Here is a 26,350-nt window from a genome sequence, read left to right as displayed (position 1 = left end):
GGTTTCCTCCGTTCGGCTGGCGGCACCATAGAGCAGCAGGGTGGGCTTGAGAAGGCGACTAACGGATACGCCTACCCGCGGCCGTCTACGGTCGGCCGCCAGACCAGCAGACGCCGCTCCACCAGCGTGACCCCGAAATCGATCAGGATGACGAAGGCCGACAGCACGAACATGCCGGCGAACACGCCGGCGACATCGAACACGCCCTCGGCCTGCTGAATGAGATAGCCAAGGCCGGCCGCCGACCCCAGATATTCACCGACGACGGCGCCGACCACGGCGAAACCCACTGACGTGTGCAGCGAGGAGAACATCCACGACAGCGCCGACGGCCAATAGACGTGCCGCATCAACTGCCCCTCGCTCATGCCGAGCATGCGGCCATTGTCGAGCACGGTGCGGCTGACTTCCTTGACGCCCTGATAGACGTTGAAGAACACGATGAAGAACACCAGCGTCACGCCGAGCGCAACCTTGGACCAGATGCCGAGGCCCAGCCACAGCGCGAAGATCGGCGCCAGCACCACGCGCGGCAACGCATTGACCATCTTCACGTAAGGGTCGAACACGGCGGCAACCAGCGGCTGGCGCGCGAACCAGAAGCCGATGAGAACGCCGCCGAGCGATCCGATCACGAAGGCCAGGATCGATTCCATGAGCGTAATGCCGAGATGCTTCCAGATCACGCCGGAGACGAACCATTTGACGATCTGATCGAGCACATCGACCGGATTGGAAAAGAAGAACGGCGGCAGCAGGATCTTGCCGAACACCGGCACCGTCGACAGCAACTGCCACAGCACGATGCCGACGATCGCGACCAGGAGCTGCAGCGCAAGCAGCGAGACGCGCGACATCAGACCGCCTCCGCAGCATGGGTGGATTGCGCGTAGCCCTTCATCACCTCGTCCTTGAGCACGCTCCAGATCTCGCGATGCAGCGCATGGAACTCCTTGTCCAGCCGCACCTCGAAAATGTCGCGCGGGCGGGGAAGCGTGACACGCCAATCGCCGATGATGCGCGAGGACGGCCCCGCCGACATGATCACGACGCGGTCGGCGAGCGCGATGGCCTCCTCTAGGTCATGCGTTACGAACAGCACGGCCTTGCGGTCGGCGTTCCAGAGATCGAGCAGCAGATTGCCCATGACTTGCCGCGTCTGCGCATCGAGGGGCCCGAACGGCTCGTCCATGAGGAGGATTTTGGGATCGCGGATCAGGACCTGCGCCAGCGCCACGCGCTTGCGCTGGCCGCCTGAGAGCATGTGGGGATAGCGGCCCGCAAAGGCGCCGAGGCCCACGGACGTCAGCCATTTCTGCGCCTGGGGTAGCGCCTCGGCGCGCGCCGTGCCCCTGATCTCGAGGCCGATGGCAACGTTGTCGAGCGCGGTCTTCCAGGGGAACAGCGCGTCGGCCTGGAACAGATAGCCGGCATCCCGGTTCAGCCCCGCGAGCGGCCGATCAAAAATCCTGACGCTGCCGGCGGCAGGCTTGAGCAGGCCGGCGGCGACGTTGAGCAGCGTGGATTTTCCGCAGCCGGTCGGCCCGACAATGGCGACGAACTCGCCCTGGGCGACTGTGAGATGGGCCTTCTCCACCGCTGTATAGACCCGTCCGTCCCCCAGCCGGAACGCAACCTTGGCATCTTCCAGCGCCACTGCCGTGGGCGTTGTCATATGTTCCCTCCAAACTTGGCTTGATGCCTTAGCCGCTCGCGCGACCAAGTTCAATCAAGCGGCCAGGCGTGCTACGCATGGGCCTTGGCCCTGCTCTCACCTGAGGGGGAGGGTAAGAGAACAGCGAGCCCGTCAGCGATGCCTTCCAAGCCGGCGATCAGCTACCGAAACGTCAGCAAGAGCTTCGGCGCCCTCAGGGCCGTCGACGATGTGTCGCTCGACATCGCCGAGGGCGAGCTTCTGGCCGTCGTCGGCCGCTCGGGCTCGGGCAAGACGACGCTGCTGCGGCTCGTCAACCGGCTGATCGAGCCCGATGGCGGCACCATCACGGTCGAGGGCAGGAACGTGCAGGACATCGATCCGGTCGCACTGCGGCGCCGGATCGGCTACGTTTTCCAGAGCGGCGGGCTGTTTCCGCATCTGAGCGTCGCCGACAATATCGGGATCACGCCAAAACTGCTCGGCGCGCCCGCAGCCGAGATTGTCGCGCGCGTCGACGAGTTGATCGAGCTGATGCAGCTCGACCGTGCCTCCCATCGCGACCGGCTGCCGGAAGCGCTCTCGGGCGGCGAACGCCAGCGCGTTGGCGTGGCGCGGGCACTGGCCGCCAAGCCACGCATCATGCTGATGGACGAGCCGTTCGGCGCGCTCGCCCCCCTCACCCGCGACGCCCTCGGCGAGGATTTTCGCGAGCTGCACCGCAAGCTCGGCCTGACCACCGTCATGATCACGCATGATATGACGGAAGCGATCTTGCTCGCCGACCGGATCGCGGTGATGCGCGGCGGAAGGCTGCTCGCGCAAGGTACGCCGGCGGAGCTGTCAGCGAGCAGCGATGCCTATGTGCTGGAATTGCTGCGCACGCCCCGCCGCCAGGTCGAGCGGCTGAACGCGCTGCTGCGACAGGGCGGTGCGGCATGAGCCTTTTCAACGATCCGCGTTGGGGCGAGGCGCTGTCGCATCTGCCCGACTATCTCGGCAATCATGTGCGGGTGAGCCTCGCCGCGCTCGCGCTTGGCCTCGTTGTCAGCCTGCCGCTCGCCATCCTGACGCGCAATCGTCCGGCGCCGCGCGCCATCCTGCTCGCCCTCGCCAGCATCGTGCAGACGGTGCCGGGGCTGGCGCTGCTCGCATTGTTCTACCCGCTGTTGCTGCTCGCCGCCTCCCTGGCACTGAAGTGGTTCGGCGTTTCCTTCTCCGCGTTCGGCTTCCTGCCGGCGATGCTGGCGCTGGCGCTCTATTCGATGCTGCCGGTGCTGCGCAACGGCATCACCGGACTGAACGGCATCGATCCCGCATTGATCGAAGCCGCCAAGGGCGTCGGCATGACCCCACGGCAGTCGTTGGTCATGGTCGAGCTGCCGCTGGCGCTGCCGGTGATGATGGCCGGCATCCGCACCGCCTCGGTGTGGGTGATCGGCACCGCCACGCTGTCGACGCCGATCGGGCAGACCAGCCTCGGCAATTACATCTTCGCCGGACTCCAAACCCAGAACTGGGTGTTTGTGCTGTTCGGCTGCGTCGCCTCGGCCCTGCTGGCGCTCGCCGTCGATCAGCTGCTCGGCCTGATCGAGGGCGGCCTGCGTCAGCGCGGCCGCTTGCGTACTGCGCTCGGCGCGGCCGGGATCGCGGCGCTGGTTGCGGCGACGCTGGTGCCGACGATGGGACGCTCGTCGTCCGGCTACGTTGTCGGCGCGAAAACCTTTGCCGAGCAATATGTGCTCTCGGCCCTGCTTCGCGACCGCCTCCAGGCCGCAGGCCTCTCCGCAACGGCGCGATCCGGCCTCGGCTCGAGCGTGGTCTTCGGGGCGTTGAAGGCCGGGGATATCGATCTCTATGTCGATTATTCCGGCACGCTCTGGGCCAATCAGTTGCACCGCACCGATATCAAGCCGCGCGCAGAGCTGGTGGCGGAGTTGAAGACGGCGCTCGCCAAGGACAACATCACCCTGCTCGGCGAGCTCGGCTTCGAGAATGCCTATGCGCTGGTGATGCCGAAAAAGCGCGCCGACGCGCTCGGCGTCCACACCATCGCCGATCTCGCCGCGCACACCTCGACGATGTCGATCGCCGGCGACTACGAGTTCTTCTCACGGCCGGAATGGGCGGCGTTGCAGAAGGCTTACGGCCTTCAGTTCGGCGCCCAGCGCCAGATGCAACCGGACTTCATGTATGCGGCGGTGGCGAGCGGCGAGGTCGACGTGATCGCGGGCTACACCAGCGACGGCCTGATCGCGAAATATGATCTGGTGGCCCTCGACGATCCCAAGCAGGCGATCCCGCCCTACGACGCGATCCTGCTGCTGGCGCCGAAGCGCGCCGGCGACGAGCGGCTCAAGGCGGCGCTGAGCCCGCTGCTCGGCAAGATCGACATCTCCACCATGCGCGAGGCAAACCTGCGCGCCAGCGGCAACGATGCGAACTCCTCGCCGGATGCGGTCGCGAAGTGGCTGTGGGAGAAGATCGGGCGACCATAGATGGAGTTGAGGGGGTAGCCGCAGGGGACACCGGCCACCCCCTCGTGCCCATCTCTTGGAGGATGAGAGGGCAAAGCGCAATCAGTTCACGCCCTCACCTCCTGGCGCTGAAACAGCACATAGCTGAAGACGAACAGAATGATGGTGCCGGCGATGAGGCCGACGGTCTGCGGCCAGGCGAGCATGACGCTTTCGCCGAAGGGCAGCGGCGCGCCGATGACGGCGCCGCGGAGCTGATCGAGGAACACCGGTCCGAGTGAGCGGGTTGTCGGTGACAGCACGGCAAGCATCGCTTCTTCGAACAGATCGTTCGGCGATAGCCGCAACAACTCCTGGGCCCACACTGTCGTTGCCGGATCGTTCAGGCCGAGCAGCGCATAGCGCGGGTCAGGAGGCGCGACCACCTGTGCCAGGGCCGGGGCCAGCATCGGCCACAGTATCGTCAGGAACAGCCAGATACCCAGCGAGACCAAGGCCGCGGTGGCAGCCGACCGGAACACCGTGGACAGCAGCATCGCCAGCGACAACCAGACACCCGCGTAGAAGATCGCCACAACCAGGAACACGAGCGATCGCGCGACCTCCTCGCTGCCGGGCGGCACGCCGAGAAAGATCAGGCCGAGGCCGATCACCAGCAACCACAGGGCGGCAAGGCTGATACCGATGGTCGCGAGCGCCGCAAGGAACTTTCCCATCAGCAAAGCATCACGATAGATCGGCTGCGCCAGGATGCGCGACAACGTTCGCCTGTTGTGCTCGCCATTGACTGCGTCAAAGCCAAGTCCAATCGCCATCAGCGGGATGAGGAAGCCGAGGATCGCGACAAAGGACGGCAACGGCGCCTGGTCGATCGTAAACAGCCGCAGCAGCAGGAACGGATCCTCGGCGGTGTTCTGCCTGAGACTGTTGATCGCCTCGTACAGCGCGGCGAGCGCCGTGAAGACGATCAGGAGCTGCAGCATCAGCATCCGGACGCTGGAAATATGGTCGGCGAGCTCCTTGACGAAGACGGTCGACATTCCCTGAAACGGTGATCCCTCACGCCGCATGACGAGCGCCTCCCGCAGGCAGGTCCTGGAAATAGCGTGTGTAGATCGCTTCGAGGCTCGGCTCATCGACGGACAGTCTGCGCAAGGAACCGTCAACCGCGACCACCGCGCGCGCCGCATCCGGCCGCACGTCGCGCTCAGCCGTCATGCGAAAGCGATTGACGGAGAGTGTCTCGACATGCGTGACGCCAGGGATCATGGCGAGCCGCCGGGCGAGACCAAGCCCCTCGGCCTCGACCTCCACGACAAAGCCAGCGCCCAGCACCTTGACCGCGAGCTCAGGCACCGCCCCCATCAGCACGATGTGACCGGCCCTGAACAACGAGACACGGTCGCAAATGCGCTGAACCTGATCGAGCATATGGGACGACAGCAGCACCGTGATGCCTTCGGCCTTGAGTTCTCCGATCATGCCCAGAAACTCCTGGGTCGCCTGCGGATCGAGGCCCGACGTCGGCTCGTCCAGGACCGCGATCTCGGCCCGCTTCATGATGATCTCGGCGAGGCCCAGCCGCTGCCGCATGCCGCGCGAGAAGGTCGCGACCCGCTTCGAGGCAACCTCGGTCAGCCCGGCGCGCCAGAGCGCCTGCTCGATCCTGCGCGCACGCTCCGCGCGGGCGAGCCCCATCAGCTTGCCTGTGTAGGCGAGGTTCTCTGTCGCCGTGAGCTGGTCATAGAAGCCGACGGCATCAGGCAGATAGCCGACGCGACGCTTGACCTTGAGCGGCTCGCGCGCCGGATTGAAGCCGAGCACGCTCATCTCGCCCGATGATATCTCGGTAAGGCCCAGCATCATCAGGATGGTCGTGGTCTTGCCGGCGCCGTTCGGGCCGAGCAAGCCGAACACCTCGCCCCTGGCGATGTCGAGGTCGATGCCATCGACCACCGCTCTATCGCCGTAGCATCGGGTCAGGCCGCGCGCATGGATGACCGGAACCTGCGGTGGAGTCCTGGTCTCGGTGGGTTGCTCGCTCATCGCCGTCCGAACCTCGCAACGGCGCCCAGCATCAACAACAACGCGACGCCGATGACGCCGGCACCGGCCATGCCCCATACGGTGGAGGTGCCGACGGTGATGCGGAACTGGCTCGAGGCGGTCTCACCCCTGGACGTGGCGCGGATGTTGGCCTGATAATCGCCGGCCAAGGATTTGTCGCTGGGCGTGAGCAGCGCCTGCACCTCGCTATCCTTGCCGGGCACGAGATGATCGATCGACGCCGGCTCGAAGGTCACTTTCCAGCCGTTCGGCGCCGTGGCGGCGAGGCTGATATTCTCGGCCGGCGCCGTTCCATTGTTGCTCACGACGATCGGGATCGAGCTTTGCTTGCCCGCGACGGCCCGCGCGCTCAGCAGGCCATCGCGGCCCGAGATCTGAAGCTGCGGCTCGCCGACAACGTCGAGCGCAAGCTCGGTCGAGGCCGAAGCGTCGCCCGCCTTCACCGTGACCTTCACCGGAAAATGTCCGGCAGCGGTCGAGCTGGGTGGCCGCACCTTCAGCTTGACGTCTTTGGATTGACCGGCGTCAATCGGGATCGATGACAGCTCCTGCGTGCCATAGGCTTCGGTGAAGGAGGTTTCGAAATTGGCGGGCGCATCGGCCGCGAAGCTGGCCACAACGTTGCGACCCGAATCGTTCTTGATCGAGAGCGTGTAATCGAAATTCGATTTCGGGCTACCACGCAGCGAGGGCAGGCTCGACTTGACCGAGAGCTTGGCGGGCAGCTCCTTGGCGAGCGAGACGGCTATGGGAAGTTCGGCGTTGGTGCCCTGCCCCTCCGCCTTGACCGTAAGCGTATGAGCGGTGAGATCGCTGGTGGCGGGGATGTCGAGCCGAAGCTGGAGCGCCACACTGCCATCGGGCGCCGGCATCGCTGCACCAACCGGCTGGCCGCCGCCCAGCAATGTCGCGGACCAGCCGCTCGGCACGCCGGAGACCGAAAGCTGGTAGCGCGCCGGCGCGAGACCATAGTCGTGCAACCGCAGCGAAACATTGGTCGTTGTCCCCGGCCGCACCGTGACGGCCGGATAATCCGTCATGAGGTAAAGACCTTTGATGTCCTGCGCCGGTTCGGCCGCGTAAGCCGTCGAGCTGAGCAGCAAAAGGGCAAATGCAAGACGCGCAGCATCAAGCGCTCGCATGGATGATACTCCTGCAAGGAAAATGGACCCAGAGATGGATGACGCCGCCTGAAAGACGACGGCGACGGCTTGCCGGATGATGGGAGAAATCGTGACAAAGTTTGGGAAATGAGGCGCCGCCCCAATTACAAGTCGGTGATTTCAGGTATTTTTTGCTCAGACTTTAGTTTGAAATGCACCTCGCGCATCCCGATGATTAATATATCGTAAGGCGATATATATTGTTCGCTGGCGCTACAGCCCCCGGATCATCCCCGCATCGATCAGCAGCCGGTTCAGCCGCCGCGCCTCGGCGCCGTCCTTGCAGCCGTAGAAGATGCCCTTGCAGCGGAGCATGATCTCCTTCTGCTCCGCGAACGACGGATCGAGCGGGATGCCGGCAGCCTCCTGGATCACCAGCGGCAGATAGGGACCATCGATCGTGTCCATCACGGCGTCGCTCTTCACCGGCTCGAAATTGACCGCGTCGATGGCGTAATAGGTGGCGTAGAGGCGCGGATCATAGGCGTCGAGCCTCTTGCCGATCGCGCCTTCGTCGAGCCCGGGCTCGAGGATAGCAGGAGCGAACTCCGGCTGGTGATCGCCATAGCGCACGATCAGGAACGGCTCGCCCGGAAAATTCTTGGTCAAGCCCGCGAGGAAGGCTTTGTATTGCTCGGCACTCATGGCCTGGCGGCGCAGATATTCGTCGATGGACGGCAGGTTGCCCGGCGCGCGCCAGTTCGGCAGCAGGTCGGGACGGAAGCGCGTCTCCCAGGGGAAATGGTTGGCGCCGAGATAGATGAAGGTGAACAGCGGCTTGTTCGGCGTGCGCTCGGCCATCAACCGCAGCGCCTTGTCGTAGAAGAAGCTGTCGGGCTCGACGTCTTTGGCGCCGAGATCATGAGAATCGAGAAAGCGCTCGACGCCGGTCGTCATCTGGAAGCCGCGTGCGCTCATGAAGCCGCCATAGGCAGGGTAGAGCGACATGGTGTCATAGCCGCAACGGCGTAAGCTGAGCGGCAGGCCACGCTCGACGCGGCCCGACGCAAGGCGCGTCACGAAATAGGCAAAGCGGCCAAACGAGCGCGAGGACAGACCCGCCAGCACGTTGTATTCGGTGAACCAGCTCGGCCCGCCATTGCTTTCAGCCAGGAAGGTGCGCTCCTTGCCGTCCCAGGACTTGAAATGACTGCCGTAGCCCGGTGGCACCTTGATGCCCTGCGCGGCGCGGATATCGAAGCTCGATTCATCATGGATCATGATGATGTTCGGTCGGCGGCCCGCCGGGTGGCAGGCGTCGACCAGCGGTATATTGAGCCGCTCATTGGTCGCGGCGGCCGACTCCATGAAGCCGTACTCCACGAAATCGGACACCGCAGTGACGCCGGAGCGGAAGAACTTCGAAAGATAGCCGTCGTCGTAATAGCCGCGCCAGGCCTCGTCCGGATGATAGGCGGAATAGAAAACCAGGGCGGCGAGACAGGCGAGCTTGCAGGCCAGCGCTGGAAGGCGGCGGATGCGGAACGGATCGAGCCACCACAGCGCATACATCAGCGGCAGCGTGACAAGGCCCGCCCCGATCACCGACCAGCGCAAATTCGGGAAGATCGTGAACAGGAACGCGACCGTGTCGCGATCGATCATCATCAGGTCGATGAAGTTCACCGTCATCTGCACGACGTCGTGCTTGAGCCGGGACAGCAGCACCAACATCACGACCATAGTCAGCGACAATGCGCCCGACAGTGCCGGCCGGCGCAGCAGCGTGATCCAGAAGAAGTTGAGAATGCCCCAGGCGAGCAGGAAGGACAGGCGCGAGCCGAAATCGGTCTCGGTCTCGTACATCAACGCAAGAGCAGCGACATGCGGCGCGGCCACCGCCAGCAGCCGCCAGATGCCGACCGCAGCGACGCTCGCCAGAACGGCGGTGGTGGCAGAAGGACCTGGATTGGGCGCGGACGCCATCGACGACACGCTGAACTTGGGTCCGGCGCGGTGATGCCAAGCCGTCTGGCCAGCCTCGGGCCGCCAAGGCGGACGGCGCAGCCGGCTGCACCGTGTCACAAAACTGTAATGGAACGGTCACGAACAGGCAACGCGCGCGGCGATCCGACCTTCGCTTAATGTTAGCGGACGGCGAAGGGCCGCATTTGGATGACCTAGCTCTTGGCAATCCCTGCGATGAACAGATCGATCACGCCCTCCGCCATCCGCTCGATCTCCCCCTCCTCGACGCCCCAGCGCGGGAAATGGCCGTCGAGGTTCATGCGGGCAAAGCCGTAGATCAGAGCGCGGCCGGCGATTAGGATACGTTTCAGATCCGGCGAGCGCAGCAGGCCCTGCGCGGCCGCCTCAGCCAACATCCGTTCGGTCAGCGCCACGAGCTCGGCGTTGTCGCGGAGCAATTCGGCCGAGCTGCCATACGCGAAATAGCGTCCCGTGGAAATGATCTCGAAATGCGCGGGGTTGTGCATCGCCCAGCGCACATAGGCGATGCCGAAGGCGCGGAAGCGCGCCAGCGGATCGGTGGAGCTCGCTTCCGCCAGCGCAGCCTCGATCTCGGCGCGAAAGCGCCGCTGCGCCTCCTCGGCCACCGCAGCCATCAAGGCGTCGCGGTTGGGAAAGTGCCGGAATGGCGCCCCCGGCGACACCGCGGCGCGGCGCGCGGCCTCGCGCACGGAGACCTCGGCTCCTTCGGCCGCCAGTTGCAACGCAGCATCGATCAGCACCCGGCGGAGGTCACCGTGGTGATAGGGCCGGGCTCCGGGTGCCTGGCGACGGGTGCGGGGCTTTGAAATCCGGGGCTTGGGGGACTGACGGGCGGGCATGACCGCTTCCTAGCATCACCCGAACGTGAATGTAAGCATCGATTACACTATTGACGATCGTGCCAGCTCGAAATGTAATCGATGATTACATGACGGAGGAGACCGCTACGATGTCACAGCGCCACAACTGGTTCGAAGGCTGGCGGCTGCTTGCCGTGCTCGCGCTGAACCTGATCGCCTTGAGCTTGTGGATCGCCTCGATGCGCCAGTTCGAGGTCGAGGGCGTCCGCATGGTGATCCGCTTCACGGCGCGCAGCTCGCTGCTGCTGTTCTGTCTGGCCTTCAGCGCTGCAGCGGTGGCCCGACTGTGGCCCAACGCCTGGACGCGCTGGCAGCGGCGCAACCGCCGCTATCTCGGCCTGAGCTTTGCGGTCTCCCACGCCATCCATGCGGTGGCGATCGTCGTCTTCGCCAGGATGGATCCAGCAGGCTTTGCGGAAGCCACTTCGCCGGCCTCCTACATCTTCGGAGGCATCGGCTATGCCATGATCATTGCCATGAGCGCGACCTCGTTGGATCGTGCTGCCGCACTGCTCGGACCGCGGGCCTGGCGCACGCTGCACCTCGTCGGCGGCTACTATCTCTGGTTTCAATTCATGGTGTCCTTCGGCAAGCGCGTGCCGGCCATGCCGGCCTACGCCGCGTTCCTCATTCCGCTGCTCGCGGTCATGGCGCTGCGGATGATCGCAATGGCCGCCCACCCGCGCGGGCAAGCCATCACGGCGAGCTGAGAGGACGGCTTGCAAGAAGGCGTATCGGGTGTGCGTTCTTAAGATGAAGCGGCGTGCGAACGTTGCCAACCGCGATCGATGATGCCTTGAGAGCGCGGATGAAGAGCCGACTTCTAGCCGCTGAGCGCATTGCGCTTTTGGCGATCACGGCTTCTAAAAAAGGTCCTGAAAAACGACGCGAACTCAAGAATGTGGTTTAAGCGTCAGTTCTTCGCTCTGGGAAAGCACATCAAGGCGCGAAGAATTTGAATGAAGCAGCAATGCTTCGCGCGAGAAGGAAGAGCGAGACCGCTGATTGCGATCTCGCTCAGAAATAATCGCGAAGATTTAAGATTTGGTTTGGCGAGCGAAGCTTGTGCTTCATTCGTCATTCCGGGGCGCGCTTAGCGCGAACCCGGAATGACGCGATGCCGTCAGTTCTTCGACTTGTCGACCAGCGCGCCCTTCTTGATCCAGGGCATCATGTCGCGGAGTTTCGCGCCGACTTCCTCGATCGGGTGCGCGGCGAGCTTGGCGCGGGTCGCCTTGAACGAGGTCTGGTTGACCTTGTTCTCCAGCATCCAGTCGCGGGCGAACTTGCCGCCCTGGATGTCGGCGAGAACGCGCTTCATCTCGGCCTTGGTCTCGGCGGTGACGATGCGCGGGCCGGTGACGTACTCGCCGTACTCCGCGGTGTTGGAGATCGAGTAGTTCATGTTGGCGATGCCGCCTTCATAGATCAGGTCGACGATCAGCTTCACTTCGTGCAGGCACTCGAAATAGGCCATCTCCGGCGCGTAGCCGGCTTCGACCAGAGTCTCGTAGCCGCCCTTGATCAGCTCGACCAAGCCACCGCAGAGCACGACCTGCTCACCGAACAGGTCGGTCTCGCACTCTTCCTTGAAGGTGGTCTCGATGATGCCGGCACGGCCGCCGCCGACAGCCGAAGCGTAGGACAGGCCGAGATCATGGGCATTGCCCGAGACGTCCTTGGCGATCGCGATCAGGCAGGGCACGCCGCCACCGCGCTGATATTCCGAGCGCACGGTGTGGCCGGGGCCCTTCGGCGCGATCATCAGCACGTCGAGATCGGCGCGCGGGTCGAGCAGATTGAAGTGGACGTTGAGGCCGTGCGCGAACACCAGGGCCGCGCCCTTCTTCATGTTGTCGTGCAGGTGCTCGCGATAGATGTCGCCCTGGAGCTCGTCCGGGGTCAGCATCATGACGAGGTCGGCCCATTTGGCGGCTTCGGCCACTTCCATCACCTTGAAGCCGGCGGCTTCGGCCTTCTTGACCGAGCTCGAATCCTTGCGCAGCGCAATGGCGACGTCCTTGACGCCGGAGTCCTTCAGATTGAGCGCATGGGCGTGGCCCTGGCTGCCATAGCCGACGATGGCGACCTTCTTCCCCTTGATCAGGTTCAGGTCGGCGTCGCGATCGTAATAAACACGCATAGTCGTTTCCTCGTTGAGGGCCGGAAAATCGGCCGATGGGTCAGGGTCCGAAGGGTGGAATTTGCGGATTTCGGGGGCTGTCTAGAGCATTTTCAGCCTTTAGGGAAACCCGTTTCTGCATGGAAATCCGCGACATCATGCATCCATGAAAACGGGGTAGAGGGAGGCGAGCAGCAGGAGCGCCATCAGGATATTGAAGGCGCGGACGAGCCGCTCCGAGGTCAGCACCGGCCTCAGTGCAGTGCCGAATAAAGCCCAGACCACGGTCGAGGCGGTGCCGACCAACAGGCTGATCAGGGTCTGGATCGCGATGTTGACCGGGAACTGGGCAATCGCCGCATAGGCGGTGATGGTGCCGATCACGATCACCCAGCCCTTGGCATTGATCCACTGAAACATGGCCGCGCCCCAGAACGACATCGGGCCGCGGCCGTCTGCCTCGCCCGGCTTGGCCGGACCGGACATGGCGATGACGACGGCAAGATAGATCAGGTAGGCCGCACCGGCATATTTCAGGATGGTCTGGAGGATTGGATAGGCCAGAAACACGGCGCCGAGCCCGAGGCCGACGGCACCGACCATGAAGGCGAAGCCAAGGACGATGCCCGCGATGTGAGGGATGGTACGCCGGAAGCCGTAGGTCAGGCCCGAGGCCAGCAGCATGATGTTATTCGGCCCGGGGGTGAAATACATCACCACCATGAAGGCGAGAAAGGCATAGAATAGCGAGTGGGTCATGCTCACCTCACGCGGTCTTCGGCAGGATTTGCGGACGCTTCGCCAGCACCATCACGGCGATACCGCCGATCACGGTGAGCATGCCGGCGAGGCGCAGCGGGCCGAACCGTTCGCCGAACACGATGCTGGAGGCGGCTGAGCCGACGAACGGCACCAGCAGCGCGAATGGCACCACCTGCGCCGCCGCATAATCGCGCAAAAGGCGGCCCCAGAGCCAATAGGCGATGCTGGTGGAAATGCCGCCGAGCATCAGCATGCAGAGCGCCGATCTCAGCGAGATATGCGTCAGCGACGTCAAGGTCGATGCCGGCCCGTCCGCGATCAGCGCCAGCGCGAACAGCGGCACCGCGGCAGCGAGACACAGCCAGGCAAACAGATCGAACATCGGCACGCCGCGAGCACCGCGCAGCAGCAGATTGCCGACGGCAAAACTGATCGGCGAGATCATCAGCACAGCGAATGCGGCAACGCTGAAATCATAGCCGACGGTGCCGCAGATCATCAGCAGGCCGATCGCAGCAATGACGATGCCCAGCGTCTGCATCGGCGTCGGCCGCTCGCCAAAGGCGAGCGCGGCAAAGCCGATCGTGAACAGCGCCTGGCTCTGCACCACGACGCTGGTCAGGCCCACCGGCACGCCGTGGGCGATGCCATAGGCCTGAGACAGGAACTGGCCGAGGAACAGCGTGAAGCTGATTGCGATGAGAAGTGACCAGGCGACCTTCGGCTTGCGGATGAACAGGCACGGCACCGCGGCGATCGCAAAGCGCAACGCCGTCATCAGCTCCGGCGAAAGCTCGTCGAGCGCGATCCGGCTCGCCACGAAGGCGAGCCCCCAGATGATCGCCACCATGAGGGCGATGAGGATATCGGCCGGCTTCATTGTTGTTCTCGGTTCTGCCTCTCGTGCAGCCCTGCTTGTTCTTCTGTCTAGCCTTGCTCGCCGGCTTTGGGTTTGCGTAGGAGATAAGTGCCGTGCATCGGCGCGTGATAGTCGGCCGAGACCAGCGTGAAGCCGACGTCGGTCAGCATCCGCTCCATCACCCAGCCGAAGGTGGAATATTCGTCGCGCATATGCGTCACCACGCTCTCGCGCGAGAAGTCGTGGTTCTTGATCTGGTAGTCGGCCCATTGCTCAATGTCGCGCTCGACCGCGTCAGGCATCGAGGCATAGACGATATCGCGCAGATAGAAGCTTGCGCCGGGCTTGAGCGCGCGAAAGATCCGCGACATCGCCACGACCTTCCAGAAGTCGGGCAGATGATGCAGCGTGAACTCGCTCACGATCAGATCGTAGGATTCCGGGCGATAGGCGAAGCTGAGCAGACCGGCGGACTGCGTGCGCACGGGCGCCTTGCGGTCGCGGGCGTAGATCTCGGCGAGCGCCAGCATCGCCGGCGAGATGTCGATGGCGTCGACATCGGCGCCCATCAGGGCGGCTTCGGTGGCGAGAACGCCGTTGCCGCAGCCGATGTCGGCGATGCGCCAGCCGCGCTGGACGCCAAGCATTTTCAGTGCGGCGCGCGCCCGCAGATCGGCATCATCGTGAGCATCGTAGATCGACGCCACTGCGGGCTCGATGCCCATACGGTTCCGCTCGTTGTAATACCAGTCGCGCGCCAGCATGGCTCACATCCCTTCAGGCCCGCGGCCGATCGCGGCAACACCGGTGCGCGACACCTCGACAAGACCGATCGGGCGCATCAGGTCGATAAACTGATTGATCTTCTCCGTATTGCCTGTGATCTCGAACACAAAGCTCTCGGTGGTGGCGTCGATCACGCGGGCGCGGAACGCATCGGCCAGCCGCAGTGCCTCGACGCGATGCTCGCCCTGCCCGCGCACCTTCACCATCGCCAGCTCGCGCTCGATCGAGCGGCGGGTCTCGGTCATGTCGACGACCTGGTAGACCGGGATCATGCGATCGAGCTGATGCTTGATCTGCGCGATCACCATCGGCGTGCCCGTGGTCACGATGGTGATGCGCGAGAGGTGCTTCTGGGCCTCGGTCTCCGAGACCGTCAGGCTCTCGATGTTGTAGCCGCGCCCCGAGAACAGGCCGATGACGCGCGCGAGCACGCCCGGCTCGTTCTGGACGAGCACCGCAAGCGTGTGCGTCTCGTTGGGATCGTGGCGCTCTTCGATGAAGTAGGCGGATGCGGGCTGGTTCATTGTCGTCCCCTCTTGTCTCGTCCTCACGCCTTGCCCAGTTCTTTGGCCGGCGCGTCCATCCCGACCCAGCGGCGGAACAGATCGAAATCGATATTGCCGCCGGACAGCACGAGACCGACGCGCTTGCCATTCAGCTTGTTCTTTTCCTGCAACGCCGCGGCGAGTGCGGCCGCGCCGGCGCCTTCGGCGAGATTGTGCGTGTCCGTCCAGTAGGCGCGGATCGCGGCAGCGACCTCGTCGTCGGTCACCTGAACGATGCGCGAAGCGCCCTTGCGGATCAGCGCGAGCGCATCCGCGTCGGGAATGCGCGTTGCCATGCCGTCGGCGCGCGTATTGGCGGTCTCGGTGGTCACGACCTTGCCGGCGGCAAACGACAATGCGTAGGACGGTGCTTCCGTCGACTGCACGCCGACAATCTCGGTGTTCAGGCCGAGCAGGTCGCGCGCCATGATGCAGCCGCAGATGCCGGAGCCCTGCCCGATCGGCACGTAGAGAATGTCGAGATCAGGCGCAGAGCGGAACAGCTCCAGCGCGTAGGTCGCGACACCCAGCACCAGGTCCGGATGGAACGACGGCACCATGTGAAGGCCGGCGAACTGCGCGCGGCGCTCGGCTTCCTCGCGGGCGGCCTGAAAATCCTCGCCATGCTCGACGAGCTCGGCGCCAAAGGCCTTCATGGCACGGTTCTTTTCGACCGAGTTGCCACGCGGCACGTAGATCACAGCCGGCACGCCGTGGCGGCTGGCAGCGAACGCCAGGCTCTGACCGTGATTGCCACGGGTTGCCGAGATGATGCCGGGACCATTCGGCCGCTCGCGCTTCAGCCGTTCGAGATAGACCAGCCCGCCGCGCACCTTGAAGGCGCCGATCGGCGTATGGTTCTCGTGCTTGACCACCACCTGCGTGCCAAGCCGCCGGCTAAGCAGCGGCCAGGCATGCGCCGGCGTTGCCGGCACCGCCTGCCCCACGATCGCATGTGCGCGCTCGAGCTCCGTCAGGTCGAACATGGCCTCACACCAGCGCCTTGCCGCCGGCGAACGCCTTGGCGGTGGCCTCGTCGTTAGCCTGCTCGGGCAACAGCATCTCGTTGTGCGCCTTGCCGGAGGGGATCATCGGGAAGCAGTTTTCCAGCGCGGCGACACGACAGTCGAACAGCACGGGGCGCTTGACCGAGATCATCTCCTTGATGGCACCTTCGAGATCGGCGGGCTTGGTAACCTGGAGACCGACGCCACCATAGGCTTCCGCGAGCTTGACGAAATCAGGCAGCGCCTCCGAATAGGAATGCGACAGCCGGTTGCCATGCAGCAACTGCTGCCACTGCCGCACCATGCCCATATATTGGTTGTTCAGGATGAAGATCTTGATCGGCAGCTCGTATTGAACCGCGGTCGACATCTCCTGCATCGTCATCTGCACCGAGGCATCGCCCGCGATGTCGATGACGAGGCTGTCCGGATGGGCGACCTGCACGCCGATCGCGGCCGGCAGGCCGTAGCCCATCGTGCCGAGACCGCCGGAGGTCATCCAGCGATGAGGCTCCTCGAAGCCGTAGAATTGCGCCGCCCACATCTGGTGCTGACCAACCTCGGTCGTGATGTAGGTGTCCTTGCCGCGCGTGGCCTCGAACAGGCTCTGGATCGCATGCTGGGGCAGGATGACGTCATTGCTCTTCTTGTAATAGAGCGAGTTGCGGGCACGCCATTGCGCGATCTGTTGCCACCAGCTCTTGATGTCGGGCTTCTTCGCCTCCGCCTTGAACACTTGCAGGATGTCGCCCAGAACGTTGCCGCAATCGCCGATAATCGGCACGTCGACGCGGATGTTCTTGTTGATCGAGGACGGGTCGATGTCGATGTGGATCTTCTTCGAGTTCGGCGAGAACGCATCGACACGGCCGGTGATGCGGTCGTCGAAACGCGCGCCGACGCACAGCATGACGTCGCAATCATGCATGGTCATGTTGGCCTCGTAGGTGCCGTGCATGCCGAGCATGCCCAGCCAGTTCTTGCCCGACGCCGGGTAGGCGCCGAGACCCATCAGCGTCGAGGTGATCGGGAAGCCCGTGACCTCGACCAGTTCGCGCAGCAGCTTCGTCGCCTCCGGCCCGGAGTTGATCACGCCACCGCCGCTGTAGATCACAGGGCGCTTGGCGCCCGCGAGCAACGCCACGGCCTTGCGGATCTGCGTCGCCTCGCCCTTCACGCGTGGCGCGTAGGAGCGATGCACGTCGGATTTTCGTGGCGGATGATAGGTGCCGATTGCGAACTGCACGTCCTTGGGAACGTCGACCAGCACCGGGCCTGGACGGCCCGTGGTCGCAACGTAGAAGGCCTCGTGCAGGACCTTGGCGAGATCGTTGACGTCGCGCACCAGCCAATTGTGCTTGGTGCAGGGCCGCGTGATGCCAACGGTGTCGCATTCCTGGAACGCATCGTTGCCGATCAGATGCGTCGGCACCTGACCGGAGATGCAGACCAGCGGGATCGAATCCATCAGCGCGTCGGTCAGCGGCGTCACCATGTTGGTGGCGCCGGGACCTGAGGTCACCAGCGCAACGCCGGGCTTGCCGGTCGAGCGCGCGTAGCCCTCGGCGGCGTGACCGGCGCCCTGCTCGTGGCGGACCAGGATGTGCTGGACCTGGCTCTGCTGGAAGATCTCGTCATAGATCGGAAGCACCGCGCCGCCGGGATAGCCGAAAATGTCGGTCACGCCGTGATCGATCAGTGCGCGGACAATCATCGCTGCGCCGGTCATCTGGTTCGGATCGTGGCTCTTGTCGCTCATTGGCTTGCTCCGGATGCGCTGTTGCCAGCGGCTTCGTTCGTGTCTGGTTCGGGAAATAAAAAAGGCCCCGAAGAGGGCCCATGCACACCGCCTGTCATGTGGATGGCAGCTAGCCACCCCCGGCGGTGTGCCTGGGTACGACGGCGATAAGGAGTTTGGTAATAATGTTGCGCATGGTAGACGCTAGGCTTCCCAAAGGTTGCGCGAAACATAGCGACCAAAGCCCCGATGTCAAGGCAAAGCGGCCACTTCCGCGCGATTTTGGCAGTGTAACCGCGTTCCCGGGGTTCGGCGAGAGGTAAATTCGGGAAGCCGCGCACAAAAGCACGTCAACAGGGCTTCCCGGCCGCATCGGCGGCGGCTGACAGCCAGCCCCTCGCCCCCGCCGGCCTCACCCACTCGAATTCGGGCAATTGGTGCCTGAACCAGGTGAATTGCCGCTTGGCATAGTGGCGGGTATCGGCCCGGCCGATCGTCGCGGCCTCCTCGAGGCTGAGCTCACCGCGCAGATTCCGGATCAGCGCCGGCACGCCATGGGCCTTCATGGCCGGCAGCAGCGGATCGAGGCCGCGGGCGGCAAGCTGCTCGACCTCGTTCAACGCGCCGGCCCTCAGCATGGCGTCGAAACGGGCGTCGATGCGGGCATAGAGCTCGTCACGCTCCGGGGCGAGAAACACCGCCCGAAAGCTGTCCTTGGGCAGCAGCGATGGCTGGGCCTCATGGTGCCAGTCGAGCAGTGAACGCCCGGTCGCCTCGACCACTTCGAGGGCGCGCGCGATGCGCGTGCGGTCGCGGAGATTCAGTCGTTCCGCCGCGCGCGGATCGTGGCGCGCCAGTTCCGCATGCAGCGCCTCGACGCCGTTCCGCTCCAGCCGCGCGCGCACATCCTCGCGCACCTCGGCGGGGATCGGCGGCACCACCGAAAGGCCCGCCGTCAGCGCCTTGAAATACAGGCCTGTGCCGCCGACGAAGATCGGCAGGCGGCCCTCGGCCCGCACTTCGTCGAGCACCTTGGCGGCATCGCTCACCCAGGCGCCGGCCGAAAAATTCACGGCCGCATCGACGTGGCCGTAGAGGCTATGCGGCACCTGCGCTTCTTCGTCGAGCGTGGGACGCGCCGTGATGATACGGAGGTCACGATAGACCTGCATGGAATCGGCATTAATCACGACTCCGCCTGCACGGCAGGCAAGCTCGAGCGCCAGCGCCGACTTGCCGCTGGCGGTCGGGCCTGCGATAAGCACGGCCTTGCCAACATGCTTTCTGCCGACTTGCCCCTCGTTCACGAAAACCTCAAATGTCCCTCGTCGCCACGCTGATCTGCAACCCCAACAATCCCGCGCTCGACTCTACCATCGTCGATGGCGCCCGCGCCGTGCTGCCCAGCGCAGCGCCCGCGCACTGGCTGTTCGACGGGGTTGCGGTCGACATTCCCTTCGGCGCCGACAGTAACCTCGAAGGCGACCGTCACGCCATCGAAGAGCGGCTGCGCGAGCTCCGCGGCGACCTGCCCATCGACATCGTGGTGCAGCCTGTTGGCTTCAGGCGCAAGAAGCTTTTTCTCGCCGACATGGATTCCACCATGATTGGCCAGGAATGCATCGACGAACTCGCCGATCTCGTCGGGATGAAGGCGCATGTCGCTGGCATCACCGAGCGCGCGATGCGCGGCGAAATCGAGTTCGAGCCGGCGCTGCGCGAGCGCGTCGCGTTGCTGAAGGACCTCCCCGCCAGCGTGGTCGATGAGGTGCTGGCCAAGCGCATCACGCTGACCCCGGGCGGCCGCGAATTGGTCGCGACCATGCGCGCGCATGGCGCCTATACCTGCCTCGTCTCCGGCGGCTTCACGCTGTTTACCAGCGCGGTCGCCGCCAGGATCGGCTTCCAGGAGAACCGCGCCAACGAACTCGTCGTGCGCGACGGCAAATTCACCGGCGAGGTGAAGGAGCCGATTCTGGGTCGCGCGGCGAAGCTGGCGACGCTGGTGGATCTGATGGAATCGTTCGATCTCGACGACATCGACTCCGTCGTCGTCGGCGACGGCGCCAATGATCTGGCAATGATCCAGGCGGCGGGACTGGGCGTGGCGTATCACGCCAAGCCGGCGGTGGCGGCTGCCGCTGCGGCGCGGATCGACCACGGCGATCTCACGGCCCTGCTGTACGCGCAGGGATATCGGCGGGACGAGTTCGTGGAGGCGTAGGCTCTGCCTCACACTCCGCTGCCGTAGGGTGGGCAAAGCAAAGCGTGCCCACCACTCTTGCCGATTGATAGAGATGGTGGGCACGCTTTGCTTTGCCCACCCTACGAGATTGTTTCCGACTACTGCACGCTCAGCGCCACGAAGCGCAATTCGCCGTCGCCGTTCGACACCAGCAGCAGCACGGACTTCTTGCCGTCCTTCTTGAGCTGGTCGATCCGCTTCTGGATGTCCTCGCCGCTCGAGACCGCTTCCTGTGCGACTTCGACGATGACGTCTCCCGCGGAGAGCCGCTTCTCGGCGGCATCCGAAGTGGCGTCGACGTTGGTGACGACCACACCCTTGACGCTGTCCTTGATCTTGTAGCGCGCGCGCAGATCCTTGTTCAGCACGGCGAGATCGAGGCCGAGCGCCTTCTGCGTCACCAGCTTCTCCGGCGGCGGCTCGTCGGTCTTCACCGCGGCCTGCACCTTGTCGGGATCCTGCAGGCGGCCGAGCGTCACCTTCTTGGTCTGCTCCTCGCCCTTGCGGATCACGATGACGTCGACTTCCTTGCCGACCGCGGTGTCGGCGACGACGCGGGAGAGATCCTTGGGGTCCTTGACGTCCTTGCCGTCGAACTTGACGACGACGTCACCAGGCTCGATGCCGGCGGGCTTGGCCGGGCCCTTGTCGTCGACGCCGGCCACCAGCGCGCCGCGCGCCGGCTTGATGTTGAGGCTCTCGGCGATCTCGTCAGTGACGCTCTGGATGCGCACGCCGAGCCAGCCGCGGCGCAACTCGCCGAACTGGCGGAGCTGGTCGACCACGCCAGCAACCGTCTTCGACGGCACGGCGAAGCCGATGCCGATCGAGCCTCCGGAGGGCGAGATGATCAGTGTGTTGACGCCGATGACGTCGCCTTCGAGGTTGAACAGCGGACCACCGGAGTTGCCGCGATTGATGGCAGCGTCGGTCTGGATGTAGCTGTCATAGGGCCCGGAGGAGATGTCGCGGTTCTTGGCCGAGACGATGCCCGCCGTCACCGTGCCGCCGAGGCTGAAGGGGTTGCCGATTGCGACCACCCAGTCACCCAGACGCAGTTTGTCGGAGTCGCCGAACTTCACTGCGATCAGCGGCTTCGGCGGCTTGAACTTCAGGACAGCGAGGTCGGTCTTCTTGTCGACGCCAACCAGATCGGCCTTGATCTTGGTGCCGTCGTTGAGAATGACATTGATCTCGTCGGCATCGGCGATGACGTGATTGTTGGTGACGACGACACCTGAGGTGTCGATGATGAAGCCGGACCCGAGCGAGTTGGTCTTGCGCGGCGGGCTATTGTCGCCGCCCTTGCTGCCGCCACCCGGGCCTTTGCGGTTCTTGAAGAAGTCGTCGAAGAATTCCTCGAAGGGCGAGCCGGGCGGCAGTTGCGGCATGGTGTTGCTGCCGCCGCCCTTGGCCTCGACAGTCTGCGAGGTCGAGATGTTGACGACCGCGTCGATCACCTTCTCGGCGACGTCGGCGATGCCCTCCGGTCCGCGTGCATAGGCTGGCGAACCGAATGCGCTGACAGCGCCGATGGCGAGCGCAGCCAACCCAAATCGCAAGCGGGTCGGGACAATGGTGGCAGCGGTCATTGTGATCTCCAGAGAAAAGGATTCGGCGTCAAGACTGCGCTCGAACATGGGCACGGCGCAAGCACGGAGCTTAACGGCCCTCAAGATCCGGATAATACGGCGAAAACCCGCCGCTCGCCTTCACTTTGGCGTTGGCGCTGCGGCTAGATCGGGCGTCGCATGACCCAGATCAGGATCAAACCGGCCACAGCCGAGCCGATCCCCACCGCCCGCAGGATATTGTCCGGCGTGGCGATGGCGCTCTTCATGGCCTTGCGCATCCAGTTCGGACTTGCCGCGAACATCAAGCCTTCCAGCACAAACAGGATGCCTAAGCCGATGAGGAAGTCGGCGAACGCAATGGACCTCATCGGATTGGAACCTCCCGTGGTGCTGTTCTTGTCTGGACGAAGGGCGGCCAAACCTGCCGCCCTTGTCTAACTTACGGTTTCGCCGGCGTCTCGGTCGACGTCTTGCCGGAGGGGTTACCAAAATACCGGAAGAAATCCGAGTCCGGCCGCAGTAGATAGCGGGTGTCGTCCTTCTTCAGCCCGTTCTCATAGGCCGTCATCGACCGGTAGAACGCGAAGAAGTCAGGATCCTTGCCATAGGCTTCGGCGAACAGGCGATTGCGCTCGGCGTCGCCGACGCCGCGGGTCTGCTCGGCCTGCGAGTTGGCCTCGGCGACGATCACGGTTGCCTCGCGATCCGCCTTGGAGCGGATTTCCTGCGCCTTCTGGCCGCCCTGCGCGCGGAACTCCGCCGCTTCACGCTGACGTTCGGTCTGCATGCGCTGATAGACCGCCTGACTGTTCTGCTCTGGCAGATCGGCGCGGCGGATCCGGACGTCGACCACCTCGATGCCGTATCCGTCGGCCTCATGGTCGAGCTGTTCACGGATGCGGCCCATCAGCTTCTCGCGCTCATCACGCACCACGGTGATGAAGGTGACTTCGCCGAGCACGCGACGGAGCGCCGCGTTCAGGAGCGATGTGAGCTGGAGATTCGCCGCCTGGATCGAGCCGACGCTCTGGTAGAAGCGTAGCGCGTCCTTGATGCGGTAGCGCGCGAAGGCGTCGACCACGAGCCGCTTCTGGTCGGACGCGATGACTTCCTGCGAGGGATTCTCGAGGTCGAGGATCCGCTTGTCGATGTTGATCACGGAGTTCCAGGGCGCCTTGAAGTGCAGCCCGGGGTCGGTGACGACGTCCACCGGCTTGCCGAATTGCAGCACGATGGTCTGCTCGGTCTGCTGCACCGTGAACAGCGACATGTAGCCGACGATCACGACCAGGAGCGCCGCAAGCAGCGCGACGATGCCTGTAACCGGGGACCTCATCGGGTGCCTCCGCCCGGTTGCTGGCCCAGCGTCGTAGGCTTCTTGGCAGACAATTCATTGAGGGGCAGATAAGGCACCACGCCCTGGCCCGATGAGCCACCATCATAAATCAGCTTGTCCGAGCCGCCGAGCACGCGCTCCATCGTCTCCAGATAGATCCGTTCACGCGTCACGTCGGGCGCCTTCTTGTATTCCTCGTACACTTTCAGGAAGCGTGCGCTCTGGCCCTTGGCCTCGGCAACCGCCTGCTCCTTGTAGCCTTCGGCAGCTTGCAGGATCCGCGCCGCGTTTCCGCGCGCTTCCGGCACGATCTTGTTGGCATAAGTCTGCGCTTCGTTTTGCAGCTGCTCCAGATTGGCGCGCGCTGCCTGCACGTCGCGGAAGGCGTCGATCACCTGTGCCGGCGGATCGACCTTCTGCATCTGCACTTGCGTGATCTGGATGCCGGCGCCGTAGCCGTCGAGCGTCTTCTGCATCAGGTCCTGCACCGTGGTCTCGGTCTGCGTCCGCGCGCCGGTCAGGATCGGCTGGATGTTGGAGCGGCCGATCACCTCGCGCATTGCGCTCTCGGCCACTGCCTTCACGGTGCCTTCGGGGTTCTGGATGTTGAACAGGAAATTGCCGACGCCGTTGGGCTTGATACGCCACAGCACGGTGAAGTCGACGTCGACGATGTTCTCGTCGCCGGTCAGCATCAGGCTCTCTTCCGGCACGTCACGGATCGAGCGGCCGCGCCGGGCCGGATCGTCGATCAGCGTCATGCCGATGGAAATCGTGGAAACGCGCAGCGCTTTCGGCAGCAGCACTGTCTCGATCGGATAAGGCAGATGATAATTCAGGCCCGGATCGACGGTGCGCACATGCTTGCCGAAACGGAGCACGACACCCTGCTCTTCGGACTGCACGCGGAAGAAGCCCGACAATAGCCAGAGCGCGACGATGATGAGCAGGATCAGCGTGATGCCGACACCGGAGAAATAGCCGCCCGGCATGATCTGCTGCAGCCGGTCCTGGCCACGCCGCAGAAGGTCTTCCAGATCCGGCGGCCTCGGCCCGACCGGTTGCGGGCCTGTGCCCCATGGTCCTTTCGGACCCGAGCCCCACGGGCCACCGCCCTGATTCTTCCACGGCATTCGACGTTCTCCTCGGCAGGCCGGGACTAGAACTAAAGCCGGCCCGCATTGTCCGGTCCGGCTTTATAGGGGACCGAAAGGGCCCTTACAACGCAAGCCTGACCGTCTCACGAGCTATGCTCGGGGGCGGAAAAGTCAATGTAAACATTGGCGAATGCGGTTAATGGGAGGGCCGCCGACGATATGTCACATAGGAGAAGTCGGCGCTGTCGTCCGGGCCGGCGGCATGGCGGACGCGCTCGGTCTCCTCCCACTGCGCCTTGTTGATGTCGAAATGCGTGTCGCCATCGGGCCGCGCATGCACTTCGGTGATCTCGAGGCGGTCGGCGCGGTCGAGCCATTGCCGATAGATTTCGGCACCGCCGATCACGGCGATTTCAGCGACCGAACGCCGCAAGGCATCGCCAAGGGCGACCGCGCCGGCGTCCTGCGCCGAGGTCGTGACGATGGCGCCGGCGGCGCGATAGGCCGCATCGCGCGTGATGACGATGTTGGTGCGGTTTGGCAGCGGCCGGCGCGGCAAGGATTCGAAGGTCTTGCGGCCCATGATCACGGGCTTGCCGATGGTGAGCGCCTTGAAGCGCGCCACGTCGGATTTCAAACGCCACGGGATCGCATTGCCGGCGCCGATGATTCCGTTTTCCGCGATCGCAACGACGAACACGATCTCCATCAGGACGCGCTCCCCGCAAGGCGCGTCAGCGCAGGGCCGGAGATGCGGCACAACGTCCAGTCGTCGAGCATGACGGCACCGAGCGATTTGTAGAACGCGATCGACGGCGCGTTCCAGTCGAGCACCGCCCATTGCAGGCGCGACCAGCCGTGATCGACGCATTCCTGCGCCAGATAGACCAGCAGCGCCTTGCCGAGACCTTTGCCCCGATGCGAAGGCCGCACATACAAATCTTCGAGATAGATGCCGTGGCGGCCGCTGAAGGTCGAGAAATTCAGGAACCACACCGCAAAGCCGACAGGCTCGCCGTTCCACTCCGCAATCGCACAAAACAGCCTTGGATCGTGACCGAACAGGGCGTGCTCAATGTCAGCCTCGGTCGCCTCGACTTCATGCGAGAGTTTTTCGTACTCGGCAAGCTCGCGGACGAAATCCAGGACGAGCCCGGCTTCGCCGGGACGCGCGCGGCGGATGTTCAGCGACATCGACGTTAGACCGCGACTTCCGCCTTGATATGCGGATGCGGATCATAGCCGACGAGCTCGAAATCCTCGTAGCGGAAGGAGAAGATGTCCTTCACGTCGGGATTGATCCTCATCACCGGCAGCGCACGCGGCGTGCGCGTGAGCTGGAGCCGCGCCTGCTCCAGATGGTTCGAATAGAGATGCGTGTCGCCGAACGAGTGCACGAAATCGCCGGGCTTCAGCCCCGTGACCTGCGCCACCATCATGGTGAGCAGCGCATAGGAGGCGATGTTGAAGGGCACGCCGAGAAACACGTCGGCCGAACGCTGATAGAGCTGGCACGACAGTTTTCCATTGGCGACGTAGAACTGGAACAGGCAGTGGCACGGCGGCAGCGCCATCTTGTCGACCTCGGCCGGATTCCAGGCCGAGACGATCAGGCGGCGCGAGTCCGGATTGCGCTTGATCATGTCGACGACGTTGGCGATCTGGTCGATGCTGCGTCCATCAGGCGCGGGCCAGGAGCGCCATTGATGCCCGTAGACCGGGCCGAGATCGCCATTGGCGTCCGCCCATTCGTCCCAGATGGTGACGCCGTTCTCCCTGAGATATCTGATGTTGGTGTCGCCCTTCAGGAACCACAGCAGCTCATGCACGATCGCCTTCAGCGGCAGCCGCTTGGTCGTCAGCATCGGGAAGCCGGCGGACAGATTGAAGCGCATCTGATGGCCGAACACCGAGAGCGTGCCGGTACCGGTCCGATCCGTCTTCTCGGCGCCGTCTGAAAGAATCCGCTCGAGCAGGTCCTGATACTGGTGCATGTGCGATTTAGCCTTTGGGGATCGGCGAACTTATCGGCCGCTCCGGCGCTGCGACAGCGGCGATTCGCCGTCCACTGGGATTATACCCGGAAAATGAGTGTTCCCGGTCGAAAC

General features: G+C 64.2%; 26 protein-coding genes. 4 read left to right on the top strand and 22 right to left on the bottom strand.

The features are described 5' to 3' along the window. Positions 1 to 71: 71 nt before the first annotated feature. Both AOQ71_RS14000 and AOQ71_RS13995 read right to left on the bottom strand, forming a co-directional pair. Positions 72 to 857: an ABC transporter permease gene (locus AOQ71_RS14000; RefSeq protein WP_057747263.1), complete on the bottom strand. Its 786-nt coding sequence runs from the start codon at positions 855 to 857 to the stop codon at positions 72 to 74. Beyond that, on the bottom strand, positions 857 to 1,675 hold the full coding sequence (locus AOQ71_RS13995) for an ABC transporter ATP-binding protein (RefSeq protein WP_057747262.1): 819 nt from the start codon (positions 1,673 to 1,675) through the stop codon (positions 857 to 859). The genes AOQ71_RS14000 and AOQ71_RS13995 overlap by 1 nt, the downstream gene beginning before the upstream one ends. A gap of 138 nt (positions 1,676 to 1,813) precedes the next feature. On the opposite strand from AOQ71_RS13995, the gene AOQ71_RS13990 reads away from it, so the two are divergent. Beyond that, positions 1,814 to 2,596, top strand: a complete 783-nt coding sequence (locus tag AOQ71_RS13990) for an ATP-binding cassette domain-containing protein (protein ID WP_057747261.1) — start codon at positions 1,814 to 1,816, stop codon at positions 2,594 to 2,596. Then, positions 2,593 to 4,152, top strand: a complete 1,560-nt coding sequence (locus AOQ71_RS13985; protein WP_057747260.1) for a glycine betaine ABC transporter substrate-binding protein — start codon at positions 2,593 to 2,595, stop codon at positions 4,150 to 4,152. The genes AOQ71_RS13990 and AOQ71_RS13985 overlap by 4 nt, the downstream gene beginning before the upstream one ends. Before the next feature lie 86 nt (positions 4,153 to 4,238). Here AOQ71_RS13985 and AOQ71_RS13980 read toward each other — a convergent pair whose 3' ends face one another. The 5 genes from AOQ71_RS13980 to AOQ71_RS13960 all read right to left on the bottom strand — a co-directional run bounded on the left by AOQ71_RS13980 (position 4,239) and on the right by AOQ71_RS13960 (position 10,150). Beyond that, on the bottom strand, positions 4,239 to 5,201 hold the full coding sequence (locus AOQ71_RS13980) for an ABC transporter permease (protein WP_057747259.1): 963 nt from the start codon (positions 5,199 to 5,201) through the stop codon (positions 4,239 to 4,241). Next, a complete protein-coding gene (locus AOQ71_RS13975) occupies positions 5,191 to 6,177 on the bottom strand; it encodes an ABC transporter ATP-binding protein (protein ID WP_057747258.1) in 987 nt (328 codons plus the stop codon). Before AOQ71_RS13975 ends, AOQ71_RS13980 begins: the two co-directional genes overlap by 11 nt. Further along, positions 6,174 to 7,340, bottom strand: a complete 1,167-nt coding sequence (locus tag AOQ71_RS13970) for a COG1470 family protein (RefSeq protein ID WP_057747257.1) — start codon at positions 7,338 to 7,340, stop codon at positions 6,174 to 6,176. Before AOQ71_RS13970 ends, AOQ71_RS13975 begins: the two co-directional genes overlap by 4 nt. A gap of 234 nt (positions 7,341 to 7,574) precedes the next feature. Then, positions 7,575 to 9,287, bottom strand: coding sequence for a sulfatase-like hydrolase/transferase (locus AOQ71_RS13965; protein WP_057747281.1), 1,713 nt, complete (start codon positions 9,285 to 9,287; stop codon positions 7,575 to 7,577). Positions 9,288 to 9,481: 194 nt separating this feature from the next. After that, a complete protein-coding gene (locus AOQ71_RS13960; RefSeq protein ID WP_057747256.1) occupies positions 9,482 to 10,150 on the bottom strand; it encodes a TetR/AcrR family transcriptional regulator in 669 nt (222 codons plus the stop codon). Between the two features lie 110 nt (positions 10,151 to 10,260). On the opposite strand from AOQ71_RS13960, the gene AOQ71_RS13955 reads away from it, so the two are divergent. Next, the gene (locus AOQ71_RS13955) at positions 10,261 to 10,881 is read left to right on the top strand and encodes a hypothetical protein (protein ID WP_057747280.1); all 621 of its coding nucleotides are present in this window, start codon (positions 10,261 to 10,263) and stop codon (positions 10,879 to 10,881) included. A gap of 413 nt (positions 10,882 to 11,294) precedes the next feature. On the opposite strand, the gene ilvC is transcribed toward AOQ71_RS13955, so the two are convergent. The 8 genes from ilvC to miaA form a co-directional block, all read right to left on the bottom strand. After that, positions 11,295 to 12,314: a ketol-acid reductoisomerase gene (ilvC, locus tag AOQ71_RS13950; protein WP_057747255.1), complete on the bottom strand. Its 1,020-nt coding sequence runs from the start codon at positions 12,312 to 12,314 to the stop codon at positions 11,295 to 11,297. 135 nt (positions 12,315 to 12,449) lie between these two features. Then, entirely contained in the window at positions 12,450 to 13,052 is a 603-nt protein-coding gene (locus AOQ71_RS13945; protein ID WP_057747279.1) for a LysE family translocator, read from the bottom strand. Positions 13,053 to 13,059: 7 nt separating this feature from the next. After that, the gene (locus tag AOQ71_RS13940) at positions 13,060 to 13,935 is read right to left on the bottom strand and encodes an EamA family transporter (protein ID WP_057747254.1); all 876 of its coding nucleotides are present in this window, start codon (positions 13,933 to 13,935) and stop codon (positions 13,060 to 13,062) included. 47 nt (positions 13,936 to 13,982) lie between these two features. Next, the gene (locus AOQ71_RS13935; RefSeq protein WP_057747253.1) at positions 13,983 to 14,678 is read right to left on the bottom strand and encodes a class I SAM-dependent methyltransferase; all 696 of its coding nucleotides are present in this window, start codon (positions 14,676 to 14,678) and stop codon (positions 13,983 to 13,985) included. Positions 14,679 to 14,681: 3 nt separating this feature from the next. Continuing rightward, entirely contained in the window at positions 14,682 to 15,224 is a 543-nt protein-coding gene (ilvN, locus tag AOQ71_RS13930; RefSeq protein WP_057747252.1) for an acetolactate synthase small subunit, read from the bottom strand. A gap of 23 nt (positions 15,225 to 15,247) precedes the next feature. Beyond that, on the bottom strand, positions 15,248 to 16,231 hold the full coding sequence (locus tag AOQ71_RS13925) for a threonine dehydratase (protein ID WP_057747251.1): 984 nt from the start codon (positions 16,229 to 16,231) through the stop codon (positions 15,248 to 15,250). 4 nt (positions 16,232 to 16,235) lie between these two features. Further along, positions 16,236 to 18,011, bottom strand: a complete 1,776-nt coding sequence (locus AOQ71_RS13920) for an acetolactate synthase 3 large subunit (protein ID WP_057747250.1) — start codon at positions 18,009 to 18,011, stop codon at positions 16,236 to 16,238. A gap of 329 nt (positions 18,012 to 18,340) precedes the next feature. After that, the gene (miaA, locus tag AOQ71_RS13915) at positions 18,341 to 19,297 is read right to left on the bottom strand and encodes a tRNA (adenosine(37)-N6)-dimethylallyltransferase MiaA (protein WP_057747249.1); all 957 of its coding nucleotides are present in this window, start codon (positions 19,295 to 19,297) and stop codon (positions 18,341 to 18,343) included. 11 nt (positions 19,298 to 19,308) lie between these two features. Between miaA and serB the strand changes: the two genes are divergently transcribed. Continuing rightward, the gene (serB, locus tag AOQ71_RS13910) at positions 19,309 to 20,214 is read left to right on the top strand and encodes a phosphoserine phosphatase SerB (protein WP_057747248.1); all 906 of its coding nucleotides are present in this window, start codon (positions 19,309 to 19,311) and stop codon (positions 20,212 to 20,214) included. A 119-nt stretch (positions 20,215 to 20,333) separates the two neighbouring features. On the opposite strand, the gene AOQ71_RS13905 is transcribed toward serB, so the two are convergent. The 7 genes from AOQ71_RS13905 to AOQ71_RS13875 form a co-directional block, all read right to left on the bottom strand. Further along, positions 20,334 to 21,827 carry a Do family serine endopeptidase gene (locus AOQ71_RS13905; RefSeq protein ID WP_057747278.1) on the bottom strand — a complete coding sequence of 498 codons (1,494 nt, stop codon included), beginning with the start codon at positions 21,825 to 21,827 and terminating at the stop codon, positions 20,334 to 20,336. Positions 21,828 to 21,970: 143 nt separating this feature from the next. Continuing rightward, positions 21,971 to 22,177, bottom strand: a complete 207-nt coding sequence (locus AOQ71_RS13900; RefSeq protein ID WP_057747247.1) for a DUF2065 domain-containing protein — start codon at positions 22,175 to 22,177, stop codon at positions 21,971 to 21,973. Positions 22,178 to 22,248: 71 nt separating this feature from the next. Then, entirely contained in the window at positions 22,249 to 23,145 is an 897-nt protein-coding gene (gene hflC / locus AOQ71_RS13895) for a protease modulator HflC (RefSeq protein ID WP_057747246.1), read from the bottom strand. Beyond that, positions 23,142 to 24,278: an FtsH protease activity modulator HflK gene (gene hflK / locus AOQ71_RS13890; RefSeq protein WP_057747245.1), complete on the bottom strand. Its 1,137-nt coding sequence runs from the start codon at positions 24,276 to 24,278 to the stop codon at positions 23,142 to 23,144. Before hflK ends, hflC begins: the two co-directional genes overlap by 4 nt. Before the next feature lie 160 nt (positions 24,279 to 24,438). Further along, positions 24,439 to 24,951 carry a dihydrofolate reductase gene (locus AOQ71_RS13885; RefSeq protein ID WP_057747244.1) on the bottom strand — a complete coding sequence of 171 codons (513 nt, stop codon included), beginning with the start codon at positions 24,949 to 24,951 and terminating at the stop codon, positions 24,439 to 24,441. Further along, positions 24,951 to 25,436, bottom strand: coding sequence for a GNAT family N-acetyltransferase (locus AOQ71_RS13880; RefSeq protein ID WP_057747243.1), 486 nt, complete (start codon positions 25,434 to 25,436; stop codon positions 24,951 to 24,953). The genes AOQ71_RS13885 and AOQ71_RS13880 overlap by 1 nt, the downstream gene beginning before the upstream one ends. A 5-nt stretch (positions 25,437 to 25,441) precedes the next feature. Further along, positions 25,442 to 26,236 carry a thymidylate synthase gene (locus tag AOQ71_RS13875; protein WP_057747242.1) on the bottom strand — a complete coding sequence of 265 codons (795 nt, stop codon included), beginning with the start codon at positions 26,234 to 26,236 and terminating at the stop codon, positions 25,442 to 25,444. Between the last annotated feature and the right edge of the window lie 114 nt (positions 26,237 to 26,350).

It is taken from the genome of Bradyrhizobium manausense, from assembly GCF_001440035.1.
Taxonomy (GTDB): Bacteria; Pseudomonadota; Alphaproteobacteria; order Rhizobiales; family Xanthobacteraceae; genus Bradyrhizobium; species Bradyrhizobium manausense.
The sequence above is the reverse complement of the archived record's forward strand: the minus strand, read 5'-3'. Positions and strand labels throughout refer to the sequence as shown.